The organism is Amycolatopsis sp. NPDC003676, from assembly GCF_053587275.1.
This window is the reverse complement of the sequence record NZ_JBSFNS010000050.1, coordinates 31,124-51,670: the sequence shown is the minus strand read 5'-3', so window position 1 is coordinate 51,670 and position 20,547 is coordinate 31,124. Positions and strand designations below refer to the sequence as shown.

Annotated in this window: 15 protein-coding genes and 1 tRNA gene; 6 read left to right on the top strand and 10 right to left on the bottom strand. The window is 69.4% G+C overall.

Annotation, left to right across the window (positions count from 1 at the left end):
* Window positions 1-1,038 precede the first annotated feature (1,038 nt).
* Window positions 1,039-1,112 (top strand) — tRNA-Arg (locus ACWDNU_RS26425).
* A 1,470-nt stretch (window positions 1,113-2,582) separates the two neighbouring features.
* On the top strand, window positions 2,583-3,254 hold the full coding sequence (locus tag ACWDNU_RS26420; RefSeq protein WP_449670869.1) for a DUF4291 domain-containing protein: 672 nt from the start codon (window positions 2,583-2,585) through the stop codon (window positions 3,252-3,254).
* 79 nt (window positions 3,255-3,333) lie between these two features.
* On the opposite strand, the gene ACWDNU_RS26415 is transcribed toward ACWDNU_RS26420, so the two are convergent.
* Entirely contained in the window at window positions 3,334-3,711 is a 378-nt protein-coding gene (locus ACWDNU_RS26415) for a citrate/2-methylcitrate synthase (RefSeq protein WP_449670868.1), read from the bottom strand.
* 75 nt (window positions 3,712-3,786) lie between these two features.
* Here ACWDNU_RS26415 and ACWDNU_RS26410 point away from each other — a divergent pair, with 75 nt between their 5' ends.
* Both ACWDNU_RS26410 and ACWDNU_RS26405 read left to right on the top strand, forming a co-directional pair.
* Window positions 3,787-5,028 (top strand): MFS transporter, encoded by a 1,242-nt coding sequence (locus tag ACWDNU_RS26410; RefSeq protein WP_449670867.1) that lies wholly within the window; start codon window positions 3,787-3,789, stop codon window positions 5,026-5,028.
* 138 nt (window positions 5,029-5,166) lie between these two features.
* Complete coding sequence (locus ACWDNU_RS26405; protein ID WP_449670866.1) at window positions 5,167-7,053, top strand: ATP-dependent helicase; 1,887 nt, start codon at window positions 5,167-5,169, stop codon at window positions 7,051-7,053.
* 45 nt (window positions 7,054-7,098) lie between these two features.
* On the opposite strand, the gene ACWDNU_RS26400 is transcribed toward ACWDNU_RS26405, so the two are convergent.
* Entirely contained in the window at window positions 7,099-8,112 is a 1,014-nt protein-coding gene (locus tag ACWDNU_RS26400) for a methyltransferase (protein ID WP_449670865.1), read from the bottom strand.
* Between the two features lie 138 nt (window positions 8,113-8,250).
* On the opposite strand from ACWDNU_RS26400, the gene ACWDNU_RS26395 reads away from it, so the two are divergent.
* On the top strand, window positions 8,251-9,324 hold the full coding sequence (locus ACWDNU_RS26395; protein ID WP_449670864.1) for a nucleotide disphospho-sugar-binding domain-containing protein: 1,074 nt from the start codon (window positions 8,251-8,253) through the stop codon (window positions 9,322-9,324).
* Window positions 9,325-9,352: 28 nt separating this feature from the next.
* Window positions 9,353-10,552, top strand: coding sequence for a nucleotide disphospho-sugar-binding domain-containing protein (locus ACWDNU_RS26390; protein ID WP_449670863.1), 1,200 nt, complete (start codon window positions 9,353-9,355; stop codon window positions 10,550-10,552).
* A gap of 91 nt (window positions 10,553-10,643) precedes the next feature.
* Here ACWDNU_RS26390 and ACWDNU_RS26385 read toward each other — a convergent pair whose 3' ends face one another.
* The 8 genes from ACWDNU_RS26385 to ACWDNU_RS26350 form a co-directional block, all read right to left on the bottom strand.
* Window positions 10,644-11,414: a cyclase family protein gene (locus tag ACWDNU_RS26385; RefSeq protein WP_449670862.1), complete on the bottom strand. Its 771-nt coding sequence runs from the start codon at window positions 11,412-11,414 to the stop codon at window positions 10,644-10,646.
* Window positions 11,414-12,649, bottom strand: a complete 1,236-nt coding sequence (locus ACWDNU_RS26380) for an FAD-dependent monooxygenase (RefSeq protein ID WP_370935404.1) — start codon at window positions 12,647-12,649, stop codon at window positions 11,414-11,416. Before ACWDNU_RS26380 ends, ACWDNU_RS26385 begins: the two co-directional genes overlap by 1 nt.
* On the bottom strand, window positions 12,646-13,947 hold the full coding sequence (rfbH, locus tag ACWDNU_RS26375; protein WP_449670861.1) for a lipopolysaccharide biosynthesis protein RfbH: 1,302 nt from the start codon (window positions 13,945-13,947) through the stop codon (window positions 12,646-12,648). The genes ACWDNU_RS26380 and rfbH overlap by 4 nt, the downstream gene beginning before the upstream one ends.
* Window positions 13,948-14,005: 58 nt before the next feature.
* Complete coding sequence (locus ACWDNU_RS26370; RefSeq protein WP_449670860.1) at window positions 14,006-14,992, bottom strand: Gfo/Idh/MocA family protein; 987 nt, start codon at window positions 14,990-14,992, stop codon at window positions 14,006-14,008.
* Complete coding sequence (locus ACWDNU_RS26365; RefSeq protein ID WP_449670859.1) at window positions 14,989-16,431, bottom strand: NDP-hexose 2,3-dehydratase family protein; 1,443 nt, start codon at window positions 16,429-16,431, stop codon at window positions 14,989-14,991. The genes ACWDNU_RS26370 and ACWDNU_RS26365 overlap by 4 nt, the downstream gene beginning before the upstream one ends.
* A 66-nt stretch (window positions 16,432-16,497) precedes the next feature.
* A complete protein-coding gene (locus ACWDNU_RS26360) occupies window positions 16,498-18,063 on the bottom strand; it encodes an FAD-dependent monooxygenase (RefSeq protein WP_449670858.1) in 1,566 nt (521 codons plus the stop codon).
* Window positions 18,060-19,592, bottom strand: a complete 1,533-nt coding sequence (locus tag ACWDNU_RS26355) for a class I adenylate-forming enzyme family protein (protein ID WP_449670857.1) — start codon at window positions 19,590-19,592, stop codon at window positions 18,060-18,062. The genes ACWDNU_RS26360 and ACWDNU_RS26355 overlap by 4 nt, the downstream gene beginning before the upstream one ends.
* On the bottom strand, window positions 19,585-20,532 hold the full coding sequence (locus ACWDNU_RS26350) for an aromatase/cyclase (RefSeq protein ID WP_370935394.1): 948 nt from the start codon (window positions 20,530-20,532) through the stop codon (window positions 19,585-19,587). The genes ACWDNU_RS26355 and ACWDNU_RS26350 overlap by 8 nt, the downstream gene beginning before the upstream one ends.
* Window positions 20,533-20,547 lie beyond the last annotated feature (15 nt).

The following is a 20,547-nucleotide window of genomic DNA, read 5'->3' as shown; positions in this document are numbered from 1 at the left end:
GAGCGGGAGGCGAGGCCTGGGTGCGGGAGGCGAGGCCTGGGTGCCGTCGCAGAGGCCTTGGGGTCCTTCGCAGGAGGCTTTGGGTTCCGTCGGCGGAAGGATCTGGGTTCCATCGCGAGGGGCCTTGACTTCCGTTGTTGCGGGGCTGCGTCCCGTCGCGGCAGGTCAAGCTTCCGCCATGGGAGGCCTGACTTCGTTCGCAGCGGCCCCGGGTTCCGCCACGGCAGGTCAGGCTTGCTTCGCGGCAGGCCTGGGTTCCGCCACGGCAGGTCAGGCTTGCTTCGCGGCAGGCCTGGGTTCCGCCACGGCAGGTCAGGCTTGCTTCGCGGCGGGCCTGGGTTCCGCGGCAGACCTCAATTCCGTCGCGGCAGGCCTGGCTGCCGTCATGGTTGGCGTGGGTTCCGCCGTGAGAGGCCTTGGCCCCGTCGTGATCCGCCGCAGTTCAGGCGGATGCCCGCCCGACACCAGTTCGGAAGGCGGTCCGCCCGGTCCACCACCACGCACTAGTGCCCTCGCGCCAGACTCCGGTGGATCAGCCCGGCACGCACCGGCGGTCGCCGGGCAACGCTGCGGCGGCCGACCCGTCCTTTCGCGACGACCTCTCGTGAGGTCCGGGGACCTGCCACTGACCCGATGACGCCACGCGCAAAGCCGCCCGCCGAACCACACGGTCCGCCCCGACAGCTCGCCGCCCGACCGCAACCGCCGAACCGCCTAACCGTCGCTGCCCAGCCAGACGTCCTACATCACAAGATCGCCACAGTCTCCACCAGCCGCGAAGCCCGCACGTCCTCCCCGCCTGCCGCCCCAGCCAGGAGATCCAGGTGCCCAAGCTGCACAAACCGCCGCCCACCAGCCGCCCAGGGCTGTTCTCCCGAGCAGTGCGTACCGGAACCGTCGCGCGCTGTGGCATTCCGCCCCCGGAGGCCCGCAAATCCGACGAACCGAGGCTGAAACGATTCGACGGTGTCGAACGATCGAGAGATTGGCGATGACTAAGCTGCCCATGCTGGAGGTCAGCAGCTGTCGGCCACCCGGGCCCTCGTAGCTCAGCTGGATAGAGCAAGAGCCTTCTAATCTCTAGGTCGCAGGTTCGAGTCCTGCCGGGGGCACAAACAGCCTGGTCAGGGGAACCCCTGACCAGGCACGGCTCACACCCGGGTGGTCGAACCGCCCGTGAACCTCAGTACCGCCGGGCCTCTCACCGCAAGCCCGCGTCGCCTCCTCCGGCAGTCCCGTGGCACGGCGTCACTACCCGCCATCACGACGTCTCAACCAGGCCGAAATGCATTCGTGATCTTGCCCTCAACCAGCTCGCCCACGCCAGGAACTCCGCATGCCCGACCCCAGCCGCCGGTCGCGAAACAGGGCCGCCCGAGCTCTCTTCGAGGAAGCCCGCCGCGCCGGGCTCGTCCAACGACACCTCCGCAAACTCCACCACCTCGCTCGGCACCCGCGCTCACCGGCAGCAAGCACACCGCGACCAGTCGCGACCCCAGCCGCAGTCGAAGCAGCACCAACGCACCAGCAGCCTCCAACACGCCGACGAAGACGCCCACCAGCACGGCAACTCGCGCTCGGTATTGACCTCGCCCACCCTGCGACAACACCGCCGCACCGACCGTCCACAGAGGCCGCCGCGCCGGACGAAGCCGCCTGACCGCCGCCCAAACAGAACCATCCACCTCGAGCCCCGGCGAGGCTTAACCCCAGGCACCTCGGCGAGACACCTGCCTGCCGAGCATGCGATGCCAGTCCAGGACATAGACAGGTCTCACGTCGACTCTGTCTGCCGCGTACCCGAACCCACTCCGGTGGACCGGGGGCGCGCAGCCAAGGCAATGGCACCCGGGTCAAGCTCGACTCGAGATCTCCGGCATACATCTTCACCGACCGAACTCCTCGTCGAAACGCTCGGACAGCGGCGCAATAGACACCGACGAACGTCGCCGCACTAGCGACACGGCTGCCCTGCCATGAAGACTCCGAACCGAAGCCAACATCGACGAGGCAAACGCTGCCCTTGATGAAGCCGCACTGAAGCGGCCAGGCAGTCATCACAGCTTCAGCGCGGTCGCATCCGGTGCTTGCGAGAGGGTTGCAGAGGTCTGCCGCCAGCGTCTGCAGAAGAAGGACGCTGACGTCCTGGATCCGGCAAGCTGCGCGCAAGCGGCACCGACCTCAGCCACCTATTGCCTTCGTCCGAGCCAGAGCCTCCCGCCTGCTTCGCTTCGCGGCTCCGAGGACGCAAGATATTCGAGCACCTTCCGACTTCACGCCGTTGTCGCCCCTGCCTACGGCGATTACCGCGGTTCCGGGAACTTGCAGCGCCGCCGCGTCATTCGCCGCGACCTCGTCAGCCACCACAACCGTCAACGAAACTCCTCTTCCGAGAACAACAGGTCGTCGCTGCGGAGAATCCGTACCAGGCAACGGTCGCCTGGATCGACACGTAGTCGAACCTCCCTGCAGGACAACACGCCTGAGCGGGTCGAACGGCGCGTTAGAGCCAATTTTCAAGCGACACAACCGTTGCCAGCGAGGCACAATGAATCTCACGTTACGATCACGAAGGAAACCACGTGTCTGATCAGTTCAATCCCAACCAGCTTCGCAACCCGCGGGCCCATGGGCCAAGCGTGCCGCGCCGTGATGTACGGGCGAGCTTCACCGACGAGACCATCACGGTTTACCAGGCGTACTCGCGGGAAATAGCCGACGTGGCAGTCGAATCGCAGACGTTCGCGCCGCCGTTCAAGCGCGAGCGGATGACCTGGATCAAGCCCTCGTTCCTGTGGATGATGTACCGGTCCGGGTGGGCGGCCAAGCCCGGCCAGGAGCGCATCCTGGAAATCCAGATCACCAGGGACGGCTTCGAATGGGCGCTCGCCCACGCAGCCCTGAGCAGCTACGAGCCCGGCACCTACGCCAGCCAGCGGCAATGGGCCGAGCGCAAGGACGCCAGCCCGGTCCGCATCCAGTGGGATCCCGACCGGTCGGCGACCCTCGCTCCGCTCGACCGGCGCGCTATCCAGATCGGGCTCTCCGGCGAGGCTGTGGACCGGTATCTCGACCAGTGGATCACCAGGATCACGGACATCACCCCGCTCGCCGCGCGTGTGCACCGCTGCGTCAGCTCCGGCCGTCTCGATGCCGCCCAGGAAGAACTGCCGGTCGAACGAATCTATCCCGTGCCCGCGCCCATTCTCGGTCTCATCGGGGCGAGCGAGCCTCAGTCCAGCGAGTTCTCATGAATCCGCTGGGCGGGCCGCCACGTCGGACGAAGGCGTCAGCACGACTGCTTCGATAATCACTACCGCACGCAATGCAATCTCAGCGGTGCCTCGATCCGATGTAGACCGCGCGGGGGCGCATTCGCGACGGTCGTTCGTAGGCTTCGGCCGCGTGGGCGAGCCAGCCTGCTGTCCTTGCCACGACCACCAAACCCGTCGATGCTTCCTCGGGCCAGCGGTGAAGCCAAGTCATCGCACCGAGCGCGAAGTCGATGTTGGGTTGGGGCAAGCCGTGCCGGGATGCCGATTTCAGTAACGTCCGTACGAGGTCCAGGCAGTCGCTCTCCTCGTGGACGCGCTCGAGAGCGGCCAGCAGATGCGGGGCACGGGGGTCGAAGTCGGTGTACACCTGGTGTCCGAACCCTGGCAGCGCACCATGACGCCCAGCCGATTCGCGGCCTCGGCAGCAGTCATCCATTCGCCGTCCACGCCTGGACCATAGTGAACTCAATCAACGTTGACAACGTTGATTCCCGCTGGCCAGAGTCAGTACATGGCCAAAACGAACAGGGGCGCGAGACAGGCGCGAAGGAGCGGACTCGGGCCACGTTTTCTTGGCTTATGGTGTTCCACCGCGCTCTCCGACACCGGTAACGGCATTTTCCTCATCGGCGCGACGCTGCTCGCCATCCACACCTTGGAAAATCCTGCCCTCGTAGGGATTCTGCTCACTCTGGCGACCATTCCGTGGCTTGTCGCGGCGATTCCCGCGGGAATCGTCGTGGATCGCGTGGACGGGCACCGCGTCATCCAGATCGCCAACCTCGTGCGTGCGGGAATAATGCTTGCTACCGGCGTCGTCAGCGCCACTGGGCACATTTCCGCCGTTATTCTCGTCGCAGCAGTCTTTATTTCGGGGGTGCTTCAGACTTTCGTCGACGGTGCGGCGGAAGCACTCATCCCCGAGGTCGTCGACCGCGACCGGCTCTCGGACGCGAACGGGGCGCTCTCGGTGTCGACTCGGGTCTTCTACCAGTTCCTCGGACCGCCGATCGCGGGGCTGGCCTACGCGCTCTGGCCATCGGCACCGGCGCTGCTCTCCGGCGTGCTTTGCGGTGTCTCGACGTTGTGCATCGCCGCGGTACGGCAGCCGTGGCCGCACCGGCGTGGCGGCCACGGCAAGGTCGACTTCCGGAGCGGTCTTCGGATCGTGGGCCGGAACCGGATTCTCAAAGCCGCTATCGCCATCAGTTGCGTAACCAGCATCGCCAACGGTATCTATCTGACTGTCTTCGCCGTCTACGCCAACTCCGACACCGGTCTTGGCCTCACCCCGGCGACTTACGGAGTGCTTACCGGCCTCGTCGGTGCCGGGGCGGGAGTCGGGGCCTACCTCACGGGCCGGGCCGAACGGTTATTCGGCGAGGTCCGCACCATGCGGCTCACCCGGGTCGGCTGGGCTTTGCTGTTTCTCAGCCCATTGCTGCGCTCTCCCTGGCTCATCGCACCCGTCATGGTCGCGGGAAGCGCGTTCGGGGCGATGTGGGCCGTCCAGGCGATGAATCTGCGGCAACGCGCCACCAACCCGGGCCAGCGAGCCCAAGTCCTGGGCGTCTTTCGAGCCTTGACCTACGGAGCCACGCCGCTCGGGAGCCTCGCGGCCACCGCATTCCGCGGCACCGTCAGCAGTCAGCTCCTGCTCGGCGTGGCAGCGGCTCTCACTGCTGCCACGATCGCCCTTGTTCCCACCAGCGAAAGCCTCGCGGTGAATACGGCGGGCGATGCGCGGCGGTGATCACCGGACGGTTTCCAAGCCCGCCGTTCTCGGCTGCTGTCCCGGTAAGAAGGCGACGCCGGCGGTCGTGCTCCCCGACCGAGCAGCCACGTCGTAGGGTCTTGATTCGAACAACGCGCCAAACCGGGGAGGGTTCAGATGGCTGACGATGTTCGGCGGCGGGAGCAGGTGCTCGACGGGCTGGATCCCGAACAGCGTGCGGCTGTGCTGGCGCCGCCGGGTCCGGTGCGCATTCTTGCCGGGGCCGGGACCGGCAAGACCCGGACCATCACTCGCAGGATTGCTTATCTGGCCCTGACAAATCAGGTCAGGGCCACCGAGATCCTCGCGGTGACCCATTCCAACCAAGCCGCGGGCGAGCTGCGGGATCGCATCCGGGCGTTGGGAGTGTCCGTGCAGGCTCGGACGTTCCACAGCGCGGCGATGGGCCAGTTGAAACATTTCTGGGCGAAGACCGGTCTTCCCGGAGACGAGCTGCGGATGATTCACGACATCCCGGGCGGTCAGGGGTCCTTTCTCCGCAAGGCGCTGGAAGCCGAGGTGCGGTCGGTCGCGACCACGGATGTCCGGGACCTCAAGGAGGAAGTCGACTGGGCGCGGCGGAGCCGGCTCACGCCGGACCAGTACGCGCAAGTGGCGAATGCGAGCGGACGGAAGCGAAACCTGCCCGCCGCGGTGCTGGCGGCCGGCTACAAACGGTACGAGCAGGCGAAGCGGTCCCAGGCCGTGCTGGACTTCGGCGACACTATCGAGCAGTGCGCGCTCCTGCTCGAAAACGACCGTGCGGCGGCAGCGCAGTTCCGAGACCGGTACCGGTGCTTCGTCGTGGACGAGTACCAGGACACCGACCCGGCGCAGGAGCGCCTGCTGGCGGCTTGGCTGGGCTCGGGCCGCGATGTGACCGTCGTCGGTGATCCCAACCAGACCATCTTCTCGTTCAAAGGGGCCGACCCCTCCTTGCTCGTCGGGTTCGCCGATCGTTTTCCCGGCGCGGTCAGCATTTCGCTCGACCGGGATTACCGCTCGACGCCTCAGATCGTGGGCTACGCCAACCGGCTCATGGGGCAAGCGTCGGCGGGCGTGGTGCTCAAGGGACAGCGACCCGACGGTCCCGAACCGGTTCTCCGGACCTACGACACCGAAGCGGCCGAAGCCACGGCAGTGGCGGGACGGGCCAGCGAACTCGTCACCGAGGGCACGGCGGCATCCGAGATCGCCGTCTTGGTCCGGACGAGGTCCCAGGTCTTGTTCTACCGAACCGCCCTGCAGGACGAGGGGGTCGCCACCGAGGTTTTCGACGACGAGAAGTTCTTCGAACGGCAGGAGATCCGCCAGGCGATGACAGCGCTGGCCGATCTCGACGAACGGTCGCCTGGCTTGGCCGGGCTGCGGGAAGTCCTCAAGAATGCCGGCTTCGATCCGGACGTTCCTCCGACCGGGCAGGGCGCCGCGCGCGATCGATGGGAATCGCTGGGAGCGCTGCTGCGGCTTGTCGAACGGACACCCGACGACGCACGGGAAACCGTCGGCATCCTCCTTCGCGAGCTGGAACGACGGGCGGCCGCGGAGCACGCGCCCCGCGGCGGCGGCGGAGTCACCCTGGCCACCATGCACAAGGCGAAGGGACTGGAATGGGACGCCGTCCTGCTTCCTGGCCTCGCGGAAGGCTTCCTCCCCATCGCTTACGCGACTTCGTCGGCGGAGGTCGACGAGGAACGCCGCCTGTTCTACGTCGCCGTTACCCGGGCCAGGGAGCGGCTGGAACTTTCGTACGCACTGGTCAGCGAAAAGGGGTATCCCAGGAAGCCCTCGCGATTCCTCGACCAGATCGTTCCGGTCCGGCGTTCGTTCCCGGCGGCTCCCGTGCCGGCGCGGAATCCGTACTCGGTCGGCGACCGGGTGGTGAGCGCTGCTTTCGGCATGGGCAAGGTGACCGCGGCGACCACAACAGCTGTGACGGCCGATTTCGGCACCCCTTACGGCGTCAAGACGGTGGCGGCGGACCACAAGCTGAGCAAGCTGTGATCCACGGCAAAGCCGGGACCCCGTCCGCGAGGCCCCGGCCGCTGCTCAGGCGACCACCGCTTCTACCAGCCGGACCTGCGATTTCGTCAGGGTGATGCCCACGAACCGCAGGCCGGCCGCGGCGAGCAGCGCGCGCAGCTCGGCACCGGTGCGTTCCCGGCCGCCCTGGGTGACCAGCATGAGCAGGCTCATCGTGGTGGTCACCTCGAGTGCGGGGCCGTCGTCGAGGAGCTGTTCCGCGACGACGATCCGCGCGCCGGAAGGCGCTGCCGCCGCGACGGCACGCAGCGCGCGCACCGCGGTGGTGTCGTCCCACATGTGGATCACGTGCTTGAGAAGGTAGACGTCGGCGTGCACGGGCACGGCTTCGGTGGCGTCACCGGCCACGACGGCGCAGCGCGGGTCGTCCCGCAGCCCGGGATCGACGTTCGCGATGACCTGCGGCAGGTCGAACAACGTGCCGCGTACCGAAGGGTTGTGCTCCAGCAACGCCTTGAGCAGGTGGCCGCGACCGCCGCCGACGTCGGCGATGTGGGCGGCGCCGGACAGATCGAGCGCTTCGGTGACGGAGTCGGCGATCAGCCGTCCGGACCGGGCCATGGCCTGTTCGAACACCGCGCCCGACTCGGGGTCGTCCTCGGCCAGATACTCGAAAAGCGTTTTGCCGTACAGTTTCGGGAACACCGACTCTCCGCTGCGGACCGCCTCGTCGAGCGATGCCCACGTCCGCCACGCGAACGGCGCGCTCGCCAGCAGCACCATGTCCCGTTTGCCGCCGGTCTCGCCGCTGCGCAGCAGTCGCGAAAGCTCCGTGTGCTCGTACCGGTCGCCGCCGACGTCGGCGAACACTCCGCGGACCGCGAGCGCCCGCAACAGCTGGCGCAACGCCCCGGCATCGGCGCCTGCGTCGAGCGCCAGCTCGGCGACCGGGCGCGGCTGATCGCTCAGCGCGTCGGCGACACCCAGCCTGACCACCGCCGACAGCGCGGCGGTCACGCCGAGACTGTAGGCGAGCGCGTGCAACCGCAGCGGCGCGGCGACCCCGTCTGATTCCGGCATGTCCAATCCCTCCAGTCAAGTGGGCTTCCTGGCTACCCAAGCCCGCGCCGCTCGGACCGCGCTGGAGGTGAACTGGACTCGAGCGAGCCACGGCCGGCATCGGAGAGAGTGACGGCAGCCGATTCCGACGGAGCGCTGATGCGAATACTGTTCGTCACCTGGAACTCCACCGCCCACCTGCCCGCGATGCTGCCCTTGGCCTGGGCGTTTTCCGCGGCAGGACACGAGATCGCGGTCGCCGCCCCGCCGGAGGACGCCGAGCGCGCCCGCGGGTGGGGGCTGCCCGCGGTCGCCGTCGGGGCCCAGCCGGCGAACGGCGGACCGCCGTCCGGCTCAATGCCCGCCCCGTGGCCCCGCGGCTGGCAGCGCGATCCCGCGCTCCTCGACGACACCGGCCGCGCATTCCTCGCCGGCTTGGCCCGCAAGCAACTCGGCATCGCCGCGGCGATGCTGCCGGACCTGCTCGCCTACGCCACGCCCTTCGCACCCGACGTGGTCATCTATGACGCGGCCAGCCTCGCGGGCGAGGTCGCCGCCACCCGGCTTGGAGTTCCGGCCATCGCCCACTCCTGGGGCCGCGTCGCCCCCGTCCGCCTGCACCGCGACGCCGACGGCGCTCCGCTGCCCGCGTACGCCGACCTGTTCGCCCGATTCGACGCTCCCGTCCCCGACCACGCCCCGCCCGAGTTCGACCCCTGCCCGGCCGCCCTCCGCGCCCCGGGCGACCCGGCTGCCGACCTCCGCCCGATCCGCGCCGTGCCTCGCCTGCCCCCGCGGCCGTACGGCCGTGCTCCCCGCGTCGCCGTCCTGCCCGACGGCCACCACGATCCGCTCGCCCAGCTCGACCTCGACGTCGCCGTCGCCCACGCGGACGGCCTCGCGCTGCCAGCGTGCGATGTGCTCGTGCACCGGGGCTCGGGGCCGGCGACGCTGGCCGCGGCGGCGAGCGGGGTGCCTCAGGTCGTGGTGCCGATGCGGCCGGAACAGTGGACGGCGGCCGAGCGCGTCGAGGCGGCTGGGGCGGGGAGGCTTTCGGCCCGGATCCCCGACGCGGCGACGATCAATTCGGTGCTCGGCGACGCGGCGTTGCGCGAGGGCGCCGAAGCGCTTGCCGCGGCCGTGCGGACGGCGCCGGCGCCCGCCGAGATCGTGGCGAGGATCGAACAAGGCTCGTTTGCCCTCCAGCACACCACGTCTGGCATTTCCGCCTGACCCGACCGAGAAAGCAGGACAGTAAGCGATGCGTTTTCTGTTCACCACCTTCGCGGCCCGGCCGCATCTCTACCCGATGGTGCCGCTGGCGTGGTCCTGCCTCGCGGCGGGCCACGAGGTTCGCATGGCCAGCACCCCCGCGCTGCAGGACGCGATACACGGCACCGGGCTGCCGTCGCTGTCGGTGGGCTCCGACATCGACGCCGAGCGCTGGTTCGCGAGCGGCAACTTCCGGCCGCACGCCGAGGAATCCGACACGTCGGAGTACGACCCGTGGCGGCGCGTCACGCAGCGGCTGGCCGAGAAGCAGTACAGCGTCTGCGAAGCGATGGTCGACGACCTGGTCGACTTCGGCAGGCACTGGTCGCCCGACGTGCTCGTGCACGACCCCGTGACGTTCGCCGGCCCGGTCGCCGCGGAGGCGCTCGGCATCCCGTCGGTGAGCCACCTCTACGGACTGGCCCGCTTGCTGCGGCTGGAAATCGAGGACTGGGTGGGCGATCAGCCGCGGCCGGGGTTCCTGCGGCTGTTCGAACGATGGGACCGCACGCCGCGCGTCGACCCGACCGCGTGGATCGACCCCTGCCCGCCGAGCCTGCGCTGGCCGGACCAGCGGCCGATCGAACCGCGCCATCCCATGCGCTACATCTCCTACAACGGCCCGGGTTCGGCCCCGAACTGGCTGCTCGACCGGGCGGAGCGGCCGCGCGTGTGCGTCACCTGGGGCACCTCTCAGCAGAAGAAGCTCGGCCCGGCGGTGTTCGAACTGTTCGGCCGGATCGTGCGCGAGGTCGCGAAGCACGATGTCGACGTGCTGCTGCTGACCGGCGGCATGAGCGAAACCGAACTCGCTCACCTCGGCGCCCTGCCGGGCAACGTGTGCCCGCTGGACTGGGTCCCGCTCAACCTTCTTCTCCCGCACTGCTCCGCGATCGTCCACACGGGAGGGACCGGCGTCATGCTCACCGCCGCCGAGGCGGGGATCCCGCAGCTGGCCGTGACGAAGATCCCGGAGGGCGAGTTCAACGCCATGCGCGTGGCCGCGGCCGGCGCCGGACTCCAAGTCCGCCAGGACGACCTCACCGACGGCGCCGCGGGCGACCGCGTCGGCGAACTCCTGCACAACTCCGCCTTCGCCGAGGCGGCCCGCGCGCTGAAGGAAGAGATGGCCGCCCAGCCCGGCCCGGCGACGATCGTGCCGGTGCTGGAAGAGCTGGCCAAGCGGTGAGCGAAGCCGGGCCGCCGGTCCCGGCTTTTCCTCGCCACACGAAAACGGTCCCCCGGACAACGCGTCCGGGGGACCGTTTCCGCGTGGCGGATCAGTCCACAAAGGCCACCGCACGAGCCCAGCCCGCGCCCGCTCCCTTGACCTTCACCGGAAAGCAGCTCACCGTGAATCCCTGCGCGGGCAACGCGCCGAGGTTCGCCAGCCGTTCGATCTGGCAGTATTCGCGGGTGCGGCCGGCGAAGTGCGCCGGCCACAGCACGCCTCGGTCGCCGGTGCTTCTGAATTGCTCGATCATCCAGGTGAACGGCGCGTCGAGGCTGAACGCGTCGGTGCCGATCACGCGAACCCCGTGGTCCAGCAACAAGGTCACCGCCGAATGGTCGAGCCCGGTGAACTCCGTGAAATACGCGGGCGTTCCGGCGCGGGCGTCGGCTCCGGTGTGCAGCAGCACGAGTTCGCCGGGCCGCGGCTCCCGGCCGAGCGCGGCGAACCGCTTCTCCAGCGCGGCGGCGCCGACCGCGCCCGGTGCTTCACCGGTGAGGTCGAGGGTGAGCGCTGCCCCGTGGAACCAGCTGAGCGGCAACTCGTCGATGTGCCGCGGCCGAGCGGCGGACACCGCCGCGGAACCGTAGTGCGACGGTGCGTCCACGTGCGTGCCGGTGTGCGTGGTGAGCGACAAGGTGTCCAGCGACAACAGTTCCCCGCCGGGCAGTACTGCCGGATCGAACTCGATCCCGAAGTGCGCGCGCATTTCGTCGGCCATGTGCTGCGCGGCGGCGGCCGGGGAGAGCACGTCGTGGCTCACCGGATCCGGCTCCCATCCGGCCGCGTCGATCGGCGACGAAAGATCGATCAGGGCCATCAGCTTCCGCCTTTCCCAGCCGGCGCGCCGGAGGGCGGCGCGACCTTCCCGTACGCGACCAGCCGCGTGAGTTTCGCGGCCAGCGGCGTATGCGAAATCAACCCGGCTATCGCCGGGCGCATCGCCGTCGCCACGCGACCGCGCGAAAGCATGCCGCGGCTCTGCCGCTTCTGAAACCGCATGATCGACGCGACCGCCGGCCGCCGGACGCGTTCGTACTCGGACAGCGCCGCAGCCGAAAAGTCGTTCGTCCGCACCGCTTCGACGAGCACCGGAGCGAGCGCGAGAGCGTCCTGTAATGCCAGATTGATGCCCTGCGCGCCAAGCGGGCTGTGGGTGTGCGCCGCATCGCCGATCAGCACGACGCCGTCGGCGCACCACCGCGGCGCGCAGCCCGCGAACACGTCGAGCAGGGTGAAATCGCGAGGGCCGCGGACCTGCTCGCGGATGAGGTCGGCATACTGCGGCAATCCGTCCGCGAGCTGATCGATCACGCGGTCCACGCCCGCTTCGAGCACGTCGGCGTATCCGCCGTGGGGCAGCATCCAGCCGATCTGCACCGTGTCCGGATGCGCGTCGTAGATCAGCACCGGCCGCCGCGCCGCCTGGTGCACGCTGACCGTGCCGACGGGGCGGCCGGGCGCGTGCAGCTTGCACCACAGGACGTCCTGGTCGAACACGTCCTCCCGGCCGTCGGGAATGCCCACGAGCTTGCGCACCTTGGAATAACGCCCGTCGGCCCCGACGACGCAATCGGCCTCGACCACGTGGTTCCCGGCGCGTCCGCGAACGGTGACCGTCGTGCCCGACAGCTCGGACACGCGGTAGCCCTCGAGGTAAGTGAAACCGGGCAGCGCCGAACACCGCTCGTACAGCGTTTTCAACATGTGCAGCTGCGGCAGGCTCAAAAGATGGTCGTGGGGCGGCGGCAGCCGCCGGTAGTCGATGTCGAGGATCGTGCGACCGCGGTCGACGACGGTGAACCGCGGTGTCGCGCAGTGTCCGAGCGCCTTCGCGTCCTCCAGCACTCCGAGCCCGGCCAGCACGGCCTGCCCGCCGGGTTGCAGGATCTCGCCGCGGAACTTGCGTTCCTTCATCGTCGCGCGCTCCACCACGGTGACCGCGACGCCCTCCCTCAGCAACGCGAGCGCCAGCGCGAAGCCGGCCGGGCCGCCTCCGGCGACGCACACCTGCGTACGAGTGCGCGTCGCCTCGGCTTCGGCGCTGGTGCTCACGAGGACACTCCGGCGAACTCCCGGATCGACGAGATCATGTACGCGGTCATCTCCTCGGTGATGCCCGGGTACACGCCGATCCAGAACGTGTTCTCGGTGATCACGTCGGAGTTGGCCAGGTCGCCGACCACGCGGTGCTCGGTGCCGAGGTAGGCCGGGTGGCGCGTCAGATTCCCGCCGAAGAAACGGCGGGTGCCGATCCGGCGGTCCTCCAAGAACGCCACCAGGTCGCGGCGGGTGAACGGCGCGTCCGGCTGCACGGTGAGCACGAAACCGAACCAGCTCGGGTCGGAGCCGGGGGTGGGACTCGGCAGCAACAGGCCGGGCACGCCTTCGAGGCCGTCGCGCAGGCGCGTCCAATTGTGCCGCCGCGCCGCGCCGAACTCGTGCACGCGGGCGAGCTGCGAGACGCCGAGCGCGGCCTGCAAGTCGGTCGACTTCAGGTTGTAGCCGATGTGGGAGAAGATGTACTTGTGGTCGTAGCCCGCGGGCAACGTCCCGAGCTGGTAGTCGAACCGCTTGAAGCAGGTGTTGTCCTCGCCGGGTTCGCACCAGCAGTCGCGGCCCCAGTCGCGCAACTGCTCCACGATCCGCGCCAGCACGAGGTTCGCCGTGACGACGCAGCCGCCCTCTCCGGTCGTGATGTGGTGGGCCGGGTAGAAGCTCGTGGTGGCCATGTCGCCGAACGTGCCGGTGAGCTGGCCGTGGTAGGTCGAGCCGACGGCGTCGCAGTTGTCCTCGACGAAAAAGAGGTCGTGCTCGTCGGCCAGTTGCGCGATTTCCGCCGCCTGGTACGGATTCCCGAGGGCGTGCGCGATCATGATCGCCTTCGTGCGCGGCCCGATCGCCGCGGCGATCCGCTCCGGCGTGGTGTTGTAAGTGCCGAGTTCGACGTCGACGAACACCGGGATCAGGCCGTTCTGCACGATCGGGTTCACCGTGGTCGGGAACCCGGCGGCGACGGTGATCACCTCGTCGCCGGGGCGCAGCCGGCGGTCTTCGAGCTGCTCCGACGTCAGCGCCGAGAGAGCGAGCAGGTTGGCCGACGAACCGGAGTTGGTCATGTGTGCTTTGCGCAATCCGAACAGGCGGGCGAACTCGCGCTCGAACCGCCGCGAGCTCACCCCCGCGGCGACGCGCATCTCGAGTGCGGCCTCGACCAGCGCCACGCGGTCGTCCTCGCTGAACACCGCGCCCGAACTCGGGATCGGCGTGATCCCGGGCCGGAACTCGCGGGGCAGGCGCTCGGCGTGGAGCTTGCGCACCTGGTCGAGAATGTCATCCTTCAGCTGGTCCATGGTCTTCCTCTCGGGACACCGGTTCCGGGCGGACAGGCCGCATTGCTCACCGCTTCGCTCACTGCCGGGAACACCGCCGGATCCCGTCGATCAGACGAGCCTGCGCGATCGCCCCCGCCGCGGCCGCGGCGGCGGCCTCGTCACGCCCCGCCCGCCGCGCGCTGTCGACGGCCCGTGCGAACTCGCGCACCGAAGCGGCGAACTGGTCGTCGGCGGGCAAGGTGTGGTCCTCGCTGTGCTGCTGCCGCCGAACGCGCAGCACCGGGCGATGGTCCTCGGGCGGGGCGTACGCCCGGTCGAGCGTCAGGACTCCCGTCGAGCCGTGCAGTGTGTAGCTTGCTTCGTAGGCGTGATCCATGCCGAAAGTCAGCACCGCGGTCGCTCCGTCCGCGCGGCGCAGCACAGCTGATCCGCCGTGGTCGACCTCCGCACCGGCGGGGCGGTACAACGAGGCGCCGGCGACAGTCAGGTCGTCGCCGAGGAACATCCGCGCCACCCGCACCGGGTAGCCGCCGTTGTCCAGCAGCGATCCGCCGCCGAGTGCCGCGTCGTGGCGGATGTCGTCGTCGCGCCGGCGCGGCACAGTGAAGGTCGCCCGGATCGAGCGCAACTGCCCGATCGCGCCGTCGGCTACCTGCTTGCGCACGGCATCGTGCTGGCTGTGCCAGGGGAACATGTAGTTTTCCCGCAGCACGAGCCCGCGGCTTTCGGCAAGCTCGAACAGCTCGCGCGTCTGGGTTTCCGTAGTGGTCAAGGGCTTCTCGGCGAGCACATGCTTGCCCTGCTCCAGCGCGGCACGCACCCACTCCGCGTGCAGGCCGGTCGGCAGCGGCACGTACACCGCGTCCACATCGGGCCGGGCGAGCAATTCTCCGTACCCGGTCACGGGTTCCCCGCCGAAACGGCCCGCGATCTCGGCGGCCCGCTCCCCGTCCCGGCTGGCGACGGCGGTCAGCCCGGCCGAGTCCGTCCGCGCGAGTGCGGGCAGCACCCGGCGGACGGCGACGTCGGCACAGCCGAGCACCCCGAGCCGCACGGTGCTCACCACAGCACCTGCAAGCAGGTGAGCAGACTGCGGACTTCGACGTTGAAGTGATTGCCGTATTGAACGAGATCGTTGACCTGGCGTGCGGTCATCCACACGTAGTCGTCGGGGGTCTCGAGCGGGAAGTCGTCCTCCACCTCGACGATGAGGTAGCGGTTCTCGGCTTGGTAGAGCCGTCCGCCTTCCTCGGAATGCACCACGTCGCACCGGATTCGCGACGGGTCCACGTTCAGCACGTAGTCGAGGTACGGCGGCCGGTGGTGTTCGTTGAGGCCGGTGTAGTTGTTCGGGGTGCAGTGCACCGTCGGCGCCATTTCGACCACGTCGAACGTGCCCGCCTCGGTGCGCGCCTGCACCAGCATGTGCAGCACGCCGTCGATTCGCCGGGTGAGGAATGCCAGCACGCCCTTCTCCCGCGGCGCGAACAACGGCTGGGCCCAGTGTGCGACCTCCCGGCTGGTCGCTTGCACGTCGACCCCCATCACCTCGAAGAACTTGCCGCTCGCGTGGGAGATCACGCCGTCGCGCTCGCTCCAGCCGGGTGCCTGCGCGAGCGGCGTGCGGGCCTGTCTCAGCTCATGGCGCGCCTTCAGCTCGGTGAACCAGCTGAGCAATTCGGCCGTGCTGTGCAAGGAGCCGTCGACCTCCGCGAGCGAACGGATCAGCGCGCCACGGAACGAATCCTCCCGCACCGCCGACGGCCGGTCCATGGGCGCGGCGAAGCGGATGCCGGCGAGCACGGTGCGGGAATCCATGTTCACGAGGTTGTCGACGAGCAGCAGCTCCCGCAGCTGATTGAGCGTCAGCCAGCAGAAGTCGTCGTGCAGCGGCACGTCTTCGTCGGTCTCCACGACGATATTGCGGTTGCGCTTGCGCAGGAACCACGCGCCCTGCTCCGATTGCAGCGCGTCGGCCAGCACCCGGCCGCGGCGCGGCGCGGTGAAGTACTCCAGGTACGGGATCGCCGATCCTTCGTGCACCCGGGTGTAGTTGCTCTTGGTCGCCTGCACCGTCGGCGAAAGCTGGAGCATGTTGACGTTGCCCGGCTCCATTTTGGCCTGCATCAGGCAGTGCAGCACCCCGTTGAACTCCTTGACGAGGATGCCGAGGATGCCGATCTCGGGCTGCACGATGATCGGCTGGGTCCAGCTGCCGTCGTCGCGGTGGTCGGTGTCGACCCGCAGCCCTTCGATGGAATAGAAGCGGCCGCTGGCGTGCACGAGGTTGCCGGTGTCCGGCCGCACCGACCAGCCCGGCATCTTCTCCAGCGGCACGCGCTCGACCCGGTATTCGTGCGTCCGCGCACGGTCGGCGAACCACTCGCGGAACTCGCCGGTCGGCAGCAGCAGGCGATCGGACGTGGTGGCCGATTCGGTGAACCGCCGCAACAGGTCCGGGGTTTCCCGGGTGAGCAGCGGCGTGGTGTTCTGGATCGTCATTGCAGGGTTCTCCCCTCGGAGGAACAGCGGGTGCCCGCGGCGCGAGCCCAGGTTGGCGGGCCGGCCTCAGCCGGATTCCGTCACGATCGCGTCGGCGGCGGGGAACGGCCAGCGCGCGGCCGCCGCCCGCAGTGCTTCCGGGCCCGTGCCCGAGGCCCAGCGGTACCCGTCGGGCCGCACCACGAGCCACGATCCCGGTCCGAGGCCGAGCCGCGCGGCGAGCGTGCCGTCCGGATCGGGCACCTCTCCCCCGCTGCCAAGCGAAATCGGCGACAGCGGGCCGGGCACCGCGCCTTCGATCGCGGCGACCGCGGCGGGCCAGTCGGCCGAATCGCCCGGCACCGTCCACAGTGTCCAGCCCGGCGTTCGAAGCAGGCTCGCGAGCGCGGCGGGATCGGCGCAGTCGGACGGCGCCCACCCCGCCCGGGTGCTGCCGTCCGGCCCGCTCAGCACACTGTCCGGATAGGACAGTGACAGGCCCGACATGCCGCTCATGATCTTGTGCTCCAGCCTGCGTTTCGCCGGCGTGAGCCTGCGCAGGGCCGCGAGACCGACCGGCATGAGGGTGGACATCGCCGCGCTGCGCAGCGCCACCAGCGCGGTGGCCGTGCGCGTCGAACCGAGGAGCTTGCGCCCGACCGGCATCCGCTCGTCGTCGTAGGAACGCAGCAGTTCGGGGCCCGCCTCGCCGGTCACGACCGCGGCCAGTTTCCAGCCGAGGTTGTAGGCGTCCTGAATGCCGGTGTTCATGCCTTGCCCGGAGGCCGGGCTGTGCACGTGGGCGGCGTCGCCGGCGAGCAGGCACCGCCCCCGGCCCATCGCTTCGATCATGCGCTGCTGGATGGTGAACACCGAAACCCAGCTCGGCGGCCGGATCACGACTCGCTCGCCGATCGCGCGCGAAATCTTTTCGGTGAACCGGTCGACCACGCGGTCCGCGTCGCCGCCGATGTCCGCCGTGTCCAGCAACCGCCACTTGCCCGGTTCGGGGAAGGGCACCAGCATCACCGTTCCGGCGCCGGTGTCGAGCCAATGGATGCTGTTCTGCGGAAGGGAACACTCGACCTCGGCATCGGCGATCAGCCACGTCTGCGACTGGTCGCCGTGGAGCTTCAGGCCAAGCTCCTTGCGCACAGTGCTGTGCCCGCCATCGGTGCCGACGAGCCACGGCACGCTCAATTCGCTTTCCACGCCGCCGGCGCGCAGCCGGACGTCGACGCGGTCCTCGCGGCGCGTCAGCCCGGTCAACTCGACGCCCCATTCCACCTCCACGCCGAGCTCGGCCACGCGTTCGCGCAGGACCTGTTCCGTCACGGCCTGGTCGACCATCAGCGTGAACGGGAACCGGGTCGGCAGGCGGTCGTAGTTGGTGTCGAAGCGAATGAGTTCGCGGCCCCGCTGATGCAGCGTGAAATGCTCGACCCGGCGACCGCGCGGCAGCAGCCGTTCGGCCACGCCCATCTGGTCGAACACCTCCAGCGTCCGGGCGTGGGTCGCGAGCGCGCGGCTCGTGACGGCCGGGCCGTCGGCGGCGTCGACCAGCCGGACGGAAACGCCGCGGCGGGCGAGTTCGTGGGTCAGGGTGAGCCCGGTCGGACCCGCGCCGACGACGAGAACGGCGAGTGTGCTCACGGTTTCCCCTCCCCGGTCAGCGCGCCGCGCCGCCGTGCCATTTCGGCACGCAGCTCCTTGCGCTGAACCTTTCCGTTGGCCGATCGTGGGATCTCGGTGAGCACCTCGACGAACTCGAGATGCTCGTACGCCGGGGCTTCCCGGTTGGCGAACGCGATGAGGTCAGCCTCGGCCGCCGGCGCCCGCAACACCACGAACGCCGCCGCGACCGCACCGGCGACCCGGTCCGCGACGTCGACGACCACGCAGTCCTCCACCTCGCCGTGAGCGCGCAGCCGCCGCTCGATCGCCGACGGGGAGACCAGCCAGTTGTCGCGTTTGAACACATCCTTGATCCGGTCGACGAGGACGAGCCTGCCGTCTTCGGAAATGCGCCCGATGTCGCCGGTCCGGAACCAGCCGCCCGCTTCGAGGTGCTCCCCGTCGGGCCGGCCGTGATAGCCGAGCATCACCTGCGGTCCGCGCACGCGGACCTCGCCCGCCTCGCCTGCCGCCAGCCGCGCACCCGTGCCGGTGTCGACGACGTCGCATTCCGTTCCCGCGACCGGGAATCCGACAGAGCCGGTGACCGGCGCGTCCGGCCGGTCGGAGTGCGTGAGCGGGGACGTTTCGGCGAGACCGTAGCCTTGGAAGACCGGCGTGCCGAAGCGCACGGTCAGCGTTTCCGCCGCGTCAGACGGCAAAGCCGATCCGCCCGAGGCGATCATGCGCAAGGACGGGACGGCAGTATCGGTGTCCGTCGCGGCTAGCCGGGTCAGCCAGGCCGGCATGCTGTAGAAATGCGTCGCCCCGTACCGAATCGCAAGCTCGACAGCTCCGGACGGGCGTGGGCACAGTATCTGCGTGGCACCGGCCAGCAGCGCCGGGTTGAGGTGCATCGGGTGGTAGGTGGGCAGGTTCACCACGCACACCGCGTCCGGCCCGAGATGGTGCGCCTGACGGACCTGCGCCGCGTTGATTGTGATGTTGCGGTGCGAGAGCCGCACGGCCTTCGGCGCGCCGGTGGTTCCGCTGGTGAACAGCAGGCACGCGGGCGCGTCAGCGGCGATCTCGGCCGCGACGGCCTCGCCGCCGAACGTCGCGACGTCGCTGAGTGGCAGCACATCCTCGAGGTCCGGCAACTGCGCACGGACCTGAGCTATGCGCTCCGCGACCTCCGGACTCACCACCGCGAGCCGCGCCGACACTGAAGCAAGGTTGTGCGCGATCACCGGCGGCGGCAGCAACGGGTTGAGCGGGGCGACGACGTTTCCGCTGCGCAGCACACCGTAATAGGCGACCGCGAAGTCAATGTCCAAAGAGGACGTGACGGCGACCGCGGCCCCGGCGGAACCGAGCCGGTCGCCCAGGCAGCGGGAAAACCGGTCGGCGGCGGCGTCCAGCTCGGCGAAGGTCGCCGTGCGATCGCCGGCGACGATGGCCGGACGATCCGGCCATCGCCTCGCTGCCTCGGCGAGCAGGCCGCCCGCCTGGCCGTCCGGGCATTCGGGCGGCAGCGGCGGGCCGACGGCGACGAACGGCTCAGCCACGGCGGCCCTCGGCGAATTCCTTGGCGAGGGCGAGGGTCGCGCTGCTGTTGCCTCCCAGCGCCTTGCGCAGAAACGACCGCGCCGTCTCGACGCTGGCGTCGGCGCCCAGCACGGACGCGATCGCGCTTTCCTTGACCTCCACGGTGTGGCGCGAGATCACCCGCACCCCGTCGCCGTCCGGGACGACGGTCCACTCCCCGGTGTGCGCGTTCATCAAGGCGGGCACCACAGTTTGCTTGTAGACGATCCGATCGGGGCCGAAACAGACCCGGATGGACTCGGTGGTGTGCGTGGAGCCGTCCTTGGTACGGGTGTCCATGATCATGGTCTGGACTCCGTCGGGGTCCTCGGTGAGGTCCAACCGCGACACGTGCGGCAGGCGCCGCGGCCATTCGTCTGCCCGGTAGAGGAACTCGTAGACGTCCTCGCCGGAGCCGTTGACCGTGACCTCGTCGGCGAAGGAGAACACCAGCTCCCCCAGCCGGTCGCCGCGTTCGGCCAGTGCCTTGACGTTGGCCAATTCCGTGGTGCTGTTGCGGTTCGTGACGTCGGTGAGCCAGGCGAAGTCGTCCGGATCGTCGTCGACGGCCGCGAACTCGTGCCGGAGCGTGAGCGCGCTCGCGGCGGCGCCGGTGGCTTCGACCTGCCACTCGCCGAGCATCGCCGCGACCGGCGGCTTGAACACCTCCTGGCGGAAGCCGATCGTGCGTTTGACCGGATCGAGATCGCGCCGGGAGATCCAGTTCTTGACCTGGCCGCCCGCGGTCGCCCACATCTGGAGGCGCTCGGTGCGGTCGGTGCCTTCGAGGCGCTCGACGTGGACGTTGGGCCGGAAGTACACCGGCCACCGGGTGGCGTCGGCGAGCAGGCCGTAGACAGTGTCGGCGGGCGCGGCTATCTCGATGTGATGGGTGGTGGTGCGCAGCTGCTGCGTAGGCATCGGGTCGTCCCTCGG

Bases quoted from the DNA above. Each gene is read 5' to 3' on its own strand.
- ACWDNU_RS26390 (WP_449670863.1), top strand. From the start codon at position 9,353: ATGCGTTTTCTGTTCACCACCTTCGCGGCCCGGCCGCATCTCTACCCG.
- ACWDNU_RS26400 (WP_449670865.1), bottom strand. From the start codon at position 8,112: ATGCCGGAATCAGACGGGGTCGCCGCGCCGCTGCGGTTGCACGCGCTC.
- ACWDNU_RS26415 (WP_449670868.1), bottom strand. From the start codon at position 3,711: ATGGATGACTGCTGCCGAGGCCGCGAATCGGCTGGGCGTCATGGTGCG.
- ACWDNU_RS26385 (WP_449670862.1), bottom strand. From the start codon at position 11,414: ATGGCCCTGATCGATCTTTCGTCGCCGATCGACGCGGCCGGATGGGAG.
- ACWDNU_RS26350 (WP_370935394.1), bottom strand. From the start codon at position 20,532: ATGCCTACGCAGCAGCTGCGCACCACCACCCATCACATCGAGATAGCC.
- ACWDNU_RS26395 (WP_449670864.1), top strand. From the start codon at position 8,251: ATGCGAATACTGTTCGTCACCTGGAACTCCACCGCCCACCTGCCCGCG.
- ACWDNU_RS26365 (WP_449670859.1), bottom strand. From the start codon at position 16,431: ATGACGATCCAGAACACCACGCCGCTGCTCACCCGGGAAACCCCGGAC.
- ACWDNU_RS26410 (WP_449670867.1), top strand. From the start codon at position 3,787: ATGGCCAAAACGAACAGGGGCGCGAGACAGGCGCGAAGGAGCGGACTC.
- rfbH (WP_449670861.1), bottom strand. From the start codon at position 13,947: ATGGACCAGCTGAAGGATGACATTCTCGACCAGGTGCGCAAGCTCCAC.
- ACWDNU_RS26405 (WP_449670866.1), top strand. From the start codon at position 5,167: ATGGCTGACGATGTTCGGCGGCGGGAGCAGGTGCTCGACGGGCTGGAT.